This is a genomic window from Brevundimonas sp. (genome assembly GCF_035626975.1).
GTDB lineage: Bacteria > Pseudomonadota > Alphaproteobacteria > Caulobacterales > Caulobacteraceae > Brevundimonas.
This window is the reverse complement of sequence record NZ_DASPMQ010000007.1, coordinates 1-10992: the sequence shown is the minus strand read 5'-3', so window position 1 is coordinate 10992 and position 10992 is coordinate 1. Positions and strand designations below refer to the sequence as shown.

Here is a 10992-nt window from a genome sequence, read left to right as displayed (position 1 = left end):
TGTCGGCCTCGATGAACTCGGTGATGCCGTGGACCAGGGCGTGGCTGATCCGCGCCTCGACGCGAGCGTCGCGCCAGGCGAGGTCCGGCCCCTTGGCCTCCGACTTGCCGCCCTTGTACTTGGGCGCCAGCTCCACCAGCCGCTCGGTGTTGGTCATGTCGGGCAGCCGCTGCGGCCGGTTCAGGATCACGTCCTCCACCGCCTCGCGCAGCTCCTGCGGGATGTCGTCATAGACCGGCAGGTCGCCGGCGTTGACGATGCCCATGTCCATGCCCGCCTGGATGGCGTGGTACAGGAAGACCGAGTGGATCGCCCGCCGCACCGGCTCATTGCCGCGGAAGCTGAACGACACGTTCGACACCCCGCCCGAGATGCGGGCGTGGGGCAGGGTGGCCTTGATCACCCGCGTCGCCTCGATGAAGTCGACGGCGTAGTTGTCGTGTTCCTCGATCCCCGTCGCCACGGCGAAGATGTTGGGGTCGAAGATGATGTCCTCGGGCGGGAAGCCGACCTCGTCCACCAGGATGCGATAGGCCCGCGTGCAGATCTCGATCTTGCGCGCGGCGGTGTCGGCCTGGCCCAGTTCGTCGAAGGCCATGACCACCACGGCGGCCCCATAGCGCAGGCATTTCACCGCCTGCTCGCGGAACTCGGCCTCGCCGGCCTTCATGCTGATCGAGTTGACGATCGGCTTGCCCTGGACGCACTTCAGGCCCGCCTCGATCACCTCCCATTTGGAGCTGTCGATCATCACCGGCACGCGGGCGATGTCCGGCTCTGCGGCGATCAGGTTGAGGAAGGTGCGCATGGCGGTCACGCCGTCCAGCAGCCCCTCGTCCATGTTCACGTCGATGACCGAGGCCCCGGCCTCGACCTGCTGACGCGCGACGGAGAGCGCGCCGGCGTAATCGCCGTCGACGATCAGCTTCCTGAATTTGGCCGAGCCGGTGACGTTGGTCCGCTCGCCGACGTTGATGAAGGTGGGGCGCATCAGAGAGCCTGCAGGACGCGCCGGGTTTCCGTGCGCCAGGCCTCAAGCTCACTGCCTTCCGCCCACAGATCGGCCAGTTCGGACCGGGAAATGACCCTGCCGATGGTCAGCTTGGCAAGGTAGGGCGCAAAGTATGGCGGCGGCGGCAATGTGGCGGCGATCGCCTCCTGCGTGGCCTCGATCTTTACGCTGCCGGGGCTTCGTCTTGACGCAACAAGAGCGGCTGCGGCGAGGCCCCGCTGGCTCTCCGGAGCTTCAAGATAGCCGACCGTGATGAGAACCTTGGCCATTGCAGCCACAGCGGGGCCCCAGCCGGCGGCGTCCTGAACCTCATAGAGAAAGTCCGCGGCGTCATCGTTGTCGAACGGCCCGAGATCCCAGGTTCCCATCACGCCACCAGTTCGAACGGCTCGAGCCCCGACAGCCGCATGGCCGTCGGCCGCTCCGGAATCTCACGCGGCGGCAGGCCGGCGACCTCCTCCGCCACGTGACGGATATGCTCCGGCGTGGTGCCGCAGCAGCCGCCGACGATATTGACCAGCCCGGAGCGCGCCCATTCCTCGATGAAATGGGCCGTCTCGTGCGGCTGCTCGTCGTATTCGCCCATGGCGTTGGGCAGGCCGGCGTTGGGGTAGGCGGCGACGAGGGTGTCGGCCACCCGGCTCAGCTCGGCGATGAACGGCCGCATCAACTCGCCGCCGAGGGCGCAGTTGAAGCCGACCGCGAAGGGCCTGGCGTGGCGCACGCTGTGCCAGAAGGCCTCGGCGGTCTGGCCCGACAGGGTGCGGCCCGAACGGTCGACGATAGTGCCCGAAATCCAGATCGGCAGGGGCTCCAGCCCCTCGTCGGCGAGATCGAGAATGGCCTTGATCGCCGCCTTGCAGTTCAGCGTGTCGGTGATGGTCTCGATCAGATACAGGTCGACGCCGCCGGCGTGCAGGGCCCGGACCTGATGGCGGTAGGCCTCGTAGACCTGGTCGAAGCTGACGCTCCGGGCGCCCGGATCGTTCACGTCCGACGACATCGACAGCATCTTGTTCAGCGGGCCGATCGCTCCGGCGACGAAGCGCGGCTTGTCCGGGGCCTTCGCGGTCCACCGGTCGGCCTCGGCCCGGGCCAGCTTCGCGCCTTCCAGATTGATGTCCCACACCGCCTGATCGTCCAGCGCATAGTCGTCCTGGGCGATGGTCGTGGCCGAGAAGGTGTTGGTCTCGGTGATGTCCGCCCCGGCGGCGAAATACTGGTCGTGCAGGTCCGAAATGACGTCCGGCCGGGTGAGGCACAGGATGTCGTTGTTGCCCTTCATCTGGCCGTCGTGAGCGGCGAACCGGTCGCCCCGGAAGTCCTGTTCGGACAGATCGCGCCGCTGGATCATCACGCCCCAGCTGCCGTCCAGGACGAGGATGCGTTCCTTCGCGGCGGCGTGGAGGGCGGCGATGCGGGATTGGCGGGTCATCGGGCGGCTCCGGCGCGGGAGGGGCGGTCGGGGTCACGCACGGGCCGCCTCCCGCACGCCCAGCACCCGGCAGATGGCGTAGACGAGGTCGGCGCGGTTCAGGGTGTAGAAGTGGAAGTCGGCGAAGCCTTCCTCCTGCAGCCGCGCGCAGGTCTCGGCGGCGACCGAGGCGGCGATCAGCTTGCGGGTCTCCGGATCGTCGTCCAGTCCCTCGAAATGCGTCGCCAGCCAGTCGGGCACCGCCGCGCCGCACCCGGCCGACATCCGCTTCAGCCCGGCGAAATTCGACACCGGCATCACGCCCGGGATGATCGGGATGGTCACGCCCGCCGCCCGCACGCGGTCGCGGAAGCGCAGGAAGGCGTCGATGTCGAAGAAGAATTGGCTGATCGCGCGGGTGGCGCCGGCGTCGACCTTGGCCTTCAGCACCTCGATGTCATGGGCGAGAGAGGGACTCTCGGGATGGCCCTCGGGATAACAGCCGACGCTGATCTCGAACCCGCCCCGGCGCGCCACGGCGGCGGTCAGTTCGGTGGCGTTGGCGTAACCGTCCGTACGCGGAACATAGGCTCCGCCCAACCCGGCTCCGCCCGGCGGATCGCCGCGCAGGGCCACGATGTGGCGCACGCCGGCCGCGTGGTAGCCCTCGATGACGGCGTCGACCTCGTCGCGGCTGGCCTCGACGCAGGTCAGGTGGGCGGCGGGGGTCAGCCCGGTCTCGGTCAGGATGCGCTGCACGGTCCGGTGGGTGCGCTCGCGGGTCGAGCCCCCGGCGCCGTAGGTGACCGAGACGAAGTCCGGCTGCAGGGGGGCCAGCCGGGTGACGGCCCTCCACAGATTGGCCTCCGCCTCGTCGGATTTCGGCGGAAAGAACTCGAACGACACCCGCGGCCGGGACGCGTCCTGTCCGGCGCGCGCCACCGGTCCCAGCGGCGACAGCAGCAGGGCGCGGGCTTCCGCGAGGCTGAGGACGGGAGCGCTCATGCCACCTTCGCCTTCGCTTCGGCGGACCGTTCAGCGGTCCAGATGACCACGGTCAGGCCGTCGGTGTCCGGGGGCAGGGCGATCGGCGCGGACGGCGTCAGGCCGGCCTCGCCCAACCAGCGACGCATCTCCTCGTCCGAGAAGCCGAGGCGGCGGTGCTGGTGCTCCTCGCGCAGATGCTCCAGCGCATGCGGGGCGAAGTCGACGATCAGCAGACGCCCGCCGGGCATGACCAGCCGCGCCGCCTCGGCCACCGCCGCGGCCGGATCGGCGAGGTAGTGCAGCACCTGGTGCACCAGCACCAGGTCGGCGCTGTGCTGGGGCAGGCGGGTCGAGAAGATGTCGCCGTGGCGCAGCTCGACCTTGTCCAGCCCGGCCCGGGTGACATTGGCGCGGGCGATGTTGAGCATGTTCTGGCTGAGGTCCAGCCCCAGCGACATCTTCGCCTTCCGGCCCAGCAGCGTCAGCATCCGGCCCGAACCGGTGCCGAGATCGACGACACGCTCGAACGGACCCTCGCCGGCCGCCTTGAGGATCGCCGCCTCGACCGCCGTCTCGCAGACGTACAGCGAGCGGATGCGGTCCCACTGGGGTGCGATGCGCTCGAAATAGGCCCCGGCGGCGACCTCGCGGTCCCGCCGCACCTCCTCCAGCCGCCGGTCGTCGGCTTCGCCGGCGCTGGTCTCAAGGACGTCGAGAACCGTGTCGATCAGGCGGCGGGCCGGGGCTTCGGAGGTCAGGCGGTAATAGACCCGCGCCCCGTCGGGGAACCGCTCGATCAGCCCGGCGTCGGTCATCAGCTTGAGGTGGCGCGACACACGCGGCTGGCTCTGGTCGAGGATGCGCGACAGCTCCATGACCGACAGCTCCTCGCCGGCGAGCAGCGACAGCACCCGCAGGCGGGTCGGCTCGCCCGCGGCGCGCAGGGCCTCGACGGTGTGGTCTGCGGTCAGTGACATAGGCTTATATAAGGATATCCTTATATGATTATGCAAGCGAAAACCGCTGGCGCCGGGCAGGGTTCGGGAACAATCTGTCGGGAACGGCAAGCGTTTCGGGATCTGTCCGATGACTATTCATGCGAACGCCCTGGCGGCCTCCTGCGGCGCCCTGTTCCTCCTGGCCTCTCCGGCGCTGGCCCAGACCGCGCCCGAGCCGACGCCCACGTCCAGGGCCGGGCCGGGACCGATGCGCGGCGGCGGCATGGGTCCGCCCCGCGCCCGGGCCGATGTTCCGGCCTGGGCGGAGCGCCTGTTCGGCCGCCTCGACGCCAATCAGGACGCCGCCATCACCGGCGACGAACTGGCCGTCCTGACCCGGGGCCCGGCCGCGGCCATGGGCGGGGGCCGCCTGCGGACCGCCATCGCCCAGTCGGACGCCAGCAACGACGGCCGCATCTCGCGCGAGGAGCTGACCGCCGGGACGGAGCGGATGTTCACCCGCATGGACGCCAACGGCGACGGCGTGCTGGCTGACGAGGAGATGCCGCGTCCGCCGCAGCCGCAGAGCCCGCCGTCCGTGCCGATGCCGGCCCCCGAGCCCATGCCGATGCCGGAGATGCCGGGCGGCTGATCAGTCTTCGGCGGGAACGCTGGAGCGCGCCGCTCCCACGGCTGACCAGCCCCTGAAATCGCTGGTCGCCGGCGTCGGGGGCGTCGCACGCGGCGGCGCGTCCGGCAGGGACGCCAGCCGCCGTTTGTTGACATGGCTTTCCGGCCGCGGCTCGGCGCGGTCCGGATACTCCCCGCGGAAATAGTAGCGCTGCCATGCCTGCTTGATCGCTTCGGGATCGCCGTCCGCCATGCTGTTGTTGAACAGCGTCCGCGCCTCCTTCCACGCCTCATACTGGCGTCCGAGGTCGGCGTCGTCGTCCAGCGAGGTCCGCACCGGCTCGAAGGCCTCGATACGGCGGTGTTCGACCGGCTGGATGAAGCAGAAGGGCTCGTCCTTCTCGAACCGGACCTTGCCCGGGGCGGTGAAGGCCCAGTTCATCGTGAACGGGTAGGGCAGCCAGTCGGTCTCGACCAGGCCCTCCAGCGGCGCGAGCCCGTGCTTGAAGCGGTTCGGGCTGCCCGACGCCCGCAACGCCCAGCCCGGCGGCGTGCGGAACAGCCAGCCCGTATGAAAGGTCAGAACGCCGTGGGTGAAATGCGAGGCCGCGAAATGGTCGAACAGGGTGGCCCCGGCGTCCGGTATGAACCGGATCGCCCCGGCGCCGGCGCCGCCGTCCCACTCGGCCTCGAAGCCGAACGGGCAGAGCAGCTCCCAGCCCGTCGTATTGGCCATGCTCAGCGGAAGGCAGCGATAGGGATGGCGGGCGGTGAAGGCGTCCATCCAGTCGCGGTCCGGCCGGCCGGGAACCAGCCGCGGCGGCGACGGACGGGTCGGAAAACATTCGAGACGCAGGGCGGGGGAGGGTGCTTCGGACAAGGCCTGACTCGCAACTGTACGGCGAGCTTGACTATGCCACGGCGACTGGGCCGCGCCAGTGTCCGAACCTGATCAATCCCCGGGGACCGGCGTCTTCAGCGGCTGGCCCGCGAAGGCCGCCTCGAGGTTCTGCAACAACAGCATCAGCATGCCCTGCACCGCCTCGGTCGTCGCCCCGCCGGTATGGGGCGTCAGCACGGTATTGGGCACGTCGGCCCAGCGCGCCGCATCGGTCGGCTCGTCCTCGAACACGTCCAGCGCCGCCTGGCCCAGCCGCCCGTCCCTGAGCGCCGCGATCAGCGCGGCCTCGTCGACCAGCTGGCCTCGCGCCACATTGACCAGCAGGCCCGCCGGCCCCAGCGCCTCGATGACCTCGCGCGAGATCAGGCCGCGGTTGGCCTCATCGGCCCTCGACGCCACCACGAGGATGTCGCTGTCGCGCGCCAGCGCCTCCAGCGTCGCGGCGCGCGGCCACGCCGCGTCCTTCTGGCGGGGGCCCCACCAGCGCACCTTCATCCTCAAGGCTTCGGCCCGGCGGGCCACGGCCTCGCCGATGGCGCCGAGGCCGACGACGCCGAGCCTCTGGTCCTTCAGCGACGGCGTGATCAGTTTGGAGTCCGCGGTCCAGCCGCCCGCCCTGAGCGCCTGGTCGCCCGCCACGATCCGCCGGCGCGCCGCCAGCACCAGGCCGATGGCGTGGTCGGCCACGTCCTCGTGATTGACCCCCGGCGCATGCGTCACGGGCAAGCCCCGCGCCCGGCACCAGTCGACGTCGATGCCGTCGTAGCCCGAGGTGAAGCAGGCGATCAGCTGCAGGTTCGGCAGGCTCTCGATCAGATGCTTGTCCAGGGGGAATTCGCCGGCCACCACCAGGGCCCGGATGTCGTGCTCCGCCTCGAGCGGCGGCCCCTCCCAGAAGCGGTAGACGTTGTAGGTCCCTTCCAGAAAGGACGTCAGCGGCGCGAGATGGCGCTGCATGATCAGCAGGGCGGGGCGGTCGGTCATGGCGCGATTACACCAGTCCCGGCCGCCGCCGCCAAGGCTTCACATCAGCCAGTCCTCCTGGCCGGCGTGCCGGTCGGCCGGCGCGAACCCGACATCCGGATCGACGGTCGACATATATCCCGCCCGGGCGAACCCCGTCGGATCGGTCCGGAACATCGCCCCGCCGGTGTCGGGCAGGGCCGGCGAATCCCCGGCGTCCGGGAGGACGAGCGGCTCCATGTCGCCGTCCTTGAGCAGGAATTCGTCGCCGTCGAGCGCCGGCAGGACCAGCGGCGCCGATCCCTTGTCGACGGGAACCGGCGCGGCCACGGGCTCTGTGACGCCGTTGTTGTAGCGGATCACCTCCATGTCGGTGAGCAGGATGGTCCCGTCTCGCCCGCCCACGGTGTCGGTGATCCGGAAGCCGGCCCCTTCAGGCGCGATCGTATACTCTCCGGGCAGGCCGGCCAGCTGGACCGTGTCCGTCCCCAGTCCGCCCCGCAACTGGTCCGACCCGCCGCCGCCGCCCCCTCTCAGCGTATCGTCGCCGGCCCCCCCGATGATCAGATTGTTGCCGGCGTTGCCCGTGCCGTTGAAGTTGCCGACGCCGCCGAAGATCAGGTTCTCGATATTGGCGCCCAGCACATAGGCGTTGAGCCGGGCCTCGACCGTGTCGGCGCCCTGGCCGGCCGACTCGATGACGGTGTCGGCGACCTGCAAGATAAAGTAGTCGTTGCCAAGGCCGCCGAACACATTGTTGGCCGCGCCGGCTCCGCCCATCAGGATGTCGTTGCCGTCGCCGCCGATCAGGGTGTCGCCGGCGGTCCCGCCCCGGATGGTGTTGCCCAGGGCGTTGCCAGAGCCGACGAAGGCGGACGCGCCGGTATAGGTCAGGTTCTCGACGTTGGCGGAGAGGGTCCACGAAGGCCGGTTGGTCTCCACCGTGTCGATGCCCTCGCCGACAAGTTCCGTGGTCACATCGCCCGCGTCAGTGACGATGTAGAGGTCGTTGTCGGCCCCGCCGCTCATCTGATCCGATCCGGTTCCGCCCTCCAGCCGGTCGGCCCCTGTCCCGCCCTCGAGGGTGTCGGCGCCGTCGCCGCCGCGCAGGATGTCGGCCCCGCCGAGCCCGCGCAGCAGGTCCGCGCCGCCGGCGCCGTTGAAGGTGTTCGCGTCGGCGTTCCCGACCATGGTGTCGGCGTCCGCATTGCCGAACACATTGTGCGGCCCGACCAATGAGCCGCTCAGGGTCAGGATTCCGCCTACGCCCGGATCGCTGCTCGGCGCGTCTATGGCCACGAGGACCGAAGCGCCGGTGACGGCGGCGGCGCCCGCGATCAACAGGTTGTCGGCGGCGTTCAGGACCAGATTCCCCCCGGTGCTCAGGTTGGCGTTGGCCAACAGGTCGGCGCCGCTGTTGACGGTCATGGCCCCGGTCGCCCGGGACACCGCCGAGGAGACGGTGATGGTGTCGGTGACGGAGTCGCCGATGATCAGATGGCCGGTGGTCATCCGGTCCAGTTCCGCGTCCGACAGCGCCAGAACCCCGGCCGGATCGACCGCCGAGCCGAGGTCGATGCCGAGCCCGGACGTGGCGCTCCGCAGCGTGATGCTGCGCCCGACGCCGGTCGTCATGCCGGAGGTCGCCCCGATGATCATGGCGTCGGCCCGGGCGACGATGTCGCCCGAAGCGCTGCTCACGGCGTTGCTCGTCGCCGCCGTGACCGTCAGGATTCCGCCGGCGCCCGTGGTCAGGATCACGTCCGCTCCGGCCGTGCCGCTGGCCGCCAGGCTGCCGTCGTTGCCGGTGGTGTTGCCGACGGTGATGTTGCGTCCGGCCGTCGCCGTCAGGGCGCCGCCGGTGTTGCCCCCGAAATCGTCCGACGCCACGTCGGCGAAGCCGTCGACGGTGATGTCGCGTCCGGCGTTCAGCGTCACCGACCCCCGCGCCCGCACGTCGTTGTCGAAGTCGAGGCCGGCCGTGCCGAAGGCGATGTCCCGGCCGGCGTTGATGATGATGGACCCGCCCGCCGCCGAGATGGCGTCCTGGTCGATCATGCTGGTCACGTCGGAATTGGCGCCGAGGGCCGTCAGCGTCACATTGCCCGACGTCGAGCCGCCATGCACGGACTCCAGGCTGGTGTCGTCGTTCAGGGTGATGCCGCCGGTGGCGGTGAGGGTGAGATCTCCCGACGTGGCGACGTCGAGTCCGTCTACGCTGGCGGTCAATCCGCCGATCACCACCGCGCCCTGGTTGGCCAGGGCGATGCCGCCCGTCGTCGTCTCGGCCTCGAGCCCGCCGGTCCGGGTCTCGATCGCATTGCCCGCGCCGACGCCCGTTCCGGCGCTGAGCACGAGGGTGGCGGCCGTGATGTCGGGCGCGGTGTCGGATCCGGCCTCGGTGATGGCTCCGGTCGCCGCAAGCACGACGTCGCCGCCCGTCCGCAGATGTCGGATGGCGACGGAATCGGGCGAGGCGGCGGCGTTGGCCAGGTCGCCGATGGTCACGTCCGCGGCGCCCAGGGAGTCCAGTATGTTGATGGTCAGGTTCACGCCCGGGACGCTGGTGGTGATGGTGAGCGCGTCCGCCGGATGGACAAGCGTGAAGATGACCACCCCGTCGGCGTCGCGGATCACGGAGGTGTTGTTGCCGAGGATACCGTCGTCGTCGATCGTATAGGCGCCGGGCTGGCTGATGATGAGGGTGAGCGGCATCGCGGTCGGTCCCTTATGGGAGCCGGGCTTCACCCGGCTGGCGGATGAAAACGCGCGTTGTTCTGTCCCCGGAGTTCGAGGCGGATCGGGCCGGGCGGGGTCGGGATGACGGCTTCCGGCCTGATCCTCGCGGCATAAGGCGCTTCTGGCGAGGCGGGTGCAAGCTTGGCCAGGGAACAAGGGTCGGTGGCCGGATTACCGCCGGGCGATGCGATGCGATGCGACGCGGCGAGGCGCCCGCCCCGGGCCGGGCTTGCGATCGCCGCTCCGTCTTCAGGTCATCCAGTCATCGCTCCGCAGGTCCGCGTCGCCGAGGAGCCGGCCATGGTCATCGGCGACGGCCATCCAGCCGCCGGCGGGGGCGAAGCGGGCCTCGAGGGCGAGGAACAGCGGGGTGTCCCCGGTCCCCGGCAGCACCAGCGGCTCGTCGGCGAGCCTGATCGCCGCGACGTCGGGCAGGGCCAGCGGCTCGCCGTCGACGAGGGCCGGCAACACGAAGACGTCGTCCTCGATCAGTGGGCTGACCTGCGGGCTGAACGGGGTTCCGGCCTTGTCGGTCGCCTCCAGCGGGGCCGGGGGCGGGCCGTAGGTCAGCACGGTGGTGGTGTTGCCGGTCATGAAGCGCAGCACCTCGACCGAGTTCACCAGGGTCGAGCCGTCGCGGCCGGCGACGCTGTCGACGATGCGCCAGCCGTGGGCCTCGGCGGTGATCGTATACTGGGCCTTCGAGCCGCGCAGTTGCACCTCGTCGACGCCGAGGCCGCCGTTGATGGTGTCGTTGCCGCCCTTGCCGCGCAGGACGTCGTTCAGGGCCCCGCCGGTCAGGACGTTGTCCAGGGCGTTGCCGTTGCCGACGAACTTGCCCGGGCCGGTATAGAGCAGGTTCTCGATGTTGTTCCCGAGGGTGTAGGAGCCGATGCGCGCCTCGACCGTGTCGACGCCCTCGCCGGCGAACTCCACCGCCGTGTCGAAGGCGTCCATGATGTACCAGTCGTCGCCGGTCCCGCCCTGCAGCTGGTTGTTGCCGCCGCCCGAGCCGCCCATCAGGATGTCGTTACCGCCGAAGCCCAGCAGGGTGTCCGTGCCGATGCCGCCCATCAGCACATTGGCGCCGGCGTCGCCGATCAGGGTGTCGTTGAAGTTGGAGCCGATCAGGTTCTCGATCGAGCTGTAGGTGTCCGTGGCCCCGTCGCCGTCGTTGGTGGCTCGTTGCAGGTCCACCCGCGCGGTCACCCCGGCCGCGGCCAGGGTGTAGTCGGCCGTGTCCAGACCGGCCCCGCCGTTCAGCGTATCGACGCCGCCGCGGCCGCGCAGGGCGTCGTTCCCCGCCCCGCCGGTGATCACATTGGCCAGGGCATTGCCCGTGCCGGCGAAGGCCCCGGTCCCGCCGAAGATCAGGTTCTCGACGTGGTTGGCCAGGGTGTAGGTGTTG

10 protein-coding genes are annotated in these 10992 nt (G+C 70.2%); 1 reads left to right on the top strand and 9 read right to left on the bottom strand.

Annotation, left to right across the window (positions count from 1 at the left end; genetic code table 11):
• The 5 genes from VEB62_RS02480 to VEB62_RS02460 all read right to left on the bottom strand — a co-directional run.
• A partial coding sequence (locus VEB62_RS02480; RefSeq protein WP_324795059.1) for a dihydropteroate synthase occupies window positions 1-991 on the bottom strand: 991 nt, incomplete at its 3' end.
• The gene (locus VEB62_RS02475) at window positions 991-1380 is read right to left on the bottom strand and encodes a DUF4259 domain-containing protein (protein WP_324795062.1); all 390 of its coding nucleotides are present in this window, start codon (window positions 1378-1380) and stop codon (window positions 991-993) included. The genes VEB62_RS02475 and VEB62_RS02480, both read right to left, overlap by 1 nt.
• Window positions 1380-2447, bottom strand: coding sequence for a homocysteine S-methyltransferase family protein (locus VEB62_RS02470; RefSeq protein ID WP_324795057.1), 1068 nt, complete (start codon window positions 2445-2447; stop codon window positions 1380-1382). Before VEB62_RS02470 ends, VEB62_RS02475 begins: the two co-directional genes overlap by 1 nt.
• 33 nt (window positions 2448-2480) lie before the next feature.
• Entirely contained in the window at window positions 2481-3431 is a 951-nt protein-coding gene (metF, locus tag VEB62_RS02465; protein WP_324795055.1) for a methylenetetrahydrofolate reductase [NAD(P)H], read from the bottom strand.
• A complete protein-coding gene (locus tag VEB62_RS02460) occupies window positions 3428-4390 on the bottom strand; it encodes an ArsR/SmtB family transcription factor (RefSeq protein ID WP_324795053.1) in 963 nt (320 codons plus the stop codon). The genes metF and VEB62_RS02460 overlap by 4 nt, the downstream gene beginning before the upstream one ends.
• Window positions 4391-4499: 109 nt before the next feature.
• On the opposite strand from VEB62_RS02460, the gene VEB62_RS02455 reads away from it, so the two are divergent.
• Window positions 4500-5003: an EF-hand domain-containing protein gene (locus VEB62_RS02455; RefSeq protein WP_324795051.1), complete on the top strand. Its 504-nt coding sequence runs from the start codon at window positions 4500-4502 to the stop codon at window positions 5001-5003.
• Here VEB62_RS02455 and VEB62_RS02450 read toward each other — a convergent pair whose 3' ends face one another.
• From VEB62_RS02450 to VEB62_RS02435, 4 genes are all read right to left on the bottom strand, one after another.
• Window positions 5004-5837 (bottom strand): DUF6065 family protein, encoded by an 834-nt coding sequence (locus tag VEB62_RS02450; protein ID WP_324795060.1) that lies wholly within the window; start codon window positions 5835-5837, stop codon window positions 5004-5006.
• A gap of 96 nt (window positions 5838-5933) precedes the next feature.
• A complete protein-coding gene (locus VEB62_RS02445; RefSeq protein ID WP_324795050.1) occupies window positions 5934-6866 on the bottom strand; it encodes a 2-hydroxyacid dehydrogenase in 933 nt (310 codons plus the stop codon).
• Window positions 6867-6905: 39 nt separating this feature from the next.
• Window positions 6906-9560, bottom strand: coding sequence for a beta strand repeat-containing protein (locus tag VEB62_RS02440; protein ID WP_324795049.1), 2655 nt, complete (start codon window positions 9558-9560; stop codon window positions 6906-6908).
• Window positions 9561-9833: 273 nt separating this feature from the next.
• Window positions 9834-10992 (bottom strand): calcium-binding protein (locus VEB62_RS02435; RefSeq protein WP_324795047.1); only part of this gene is annotated, 1159 nt, incomplete at its 5' end.

What these genes read in the sequence shown, in the direction of transcription:
- VEB62_RS02475 (WP_324795062.1), bottom strand. Translation starts at nt 1,380, where the DNA reads ATGGGAACCTGGGATCTCGGGCCGTTCGACAACGATGACGCCGCGGAC.
- VEB62_RS02460 (WP_324795053.1), bottom strand. Translation starts at nt 4,390, where the DNA reads ATGTCACTGACCGCAGACCACACCGTCGAGGCCCTGCGCGCCGCGGGC.
- VEB62_RS02440 (WP_324795049.1), bottom strand. Translation starts at nt 9,560, where the DNA reads ATGCCGCTCACCCTCATCATCAGCCAGCCCGGCGCCTATACGATCGAC.
- VEB62_RS02445 (WP_324795050.1), bottom strand. Translation starts at nt 6,866, where the DNA reads ATGACCGACCGCCCCGCCCTGCTGATCATGCAGCGCCATCTCGCGCCG.
- VEB62_RS02470 (WP_324795057.1), bottom strand. Translation starts at nt 2,447, where the DNA reads ATGACCCGCCAATCCCGCATCGCCGCCCTCCACGCCGCCGCGAAGGAA.
- metF (WP_324795055.1), bottom strand. Translation starts at nt 3,431, where the DNA reads ATGAGCGCTCCCGTCCTCAGCCTCGCGGAAGCCCGCGCCCTGCTGCTG.
- VEB62_RS02455 (WP_324795051.1), top strand. Translation starts at nt 4,500, where the DNA reads ATGACTATTCATGCGAACGCCCTGGCGGCCTCCTGCGGCGCCCTGTTC.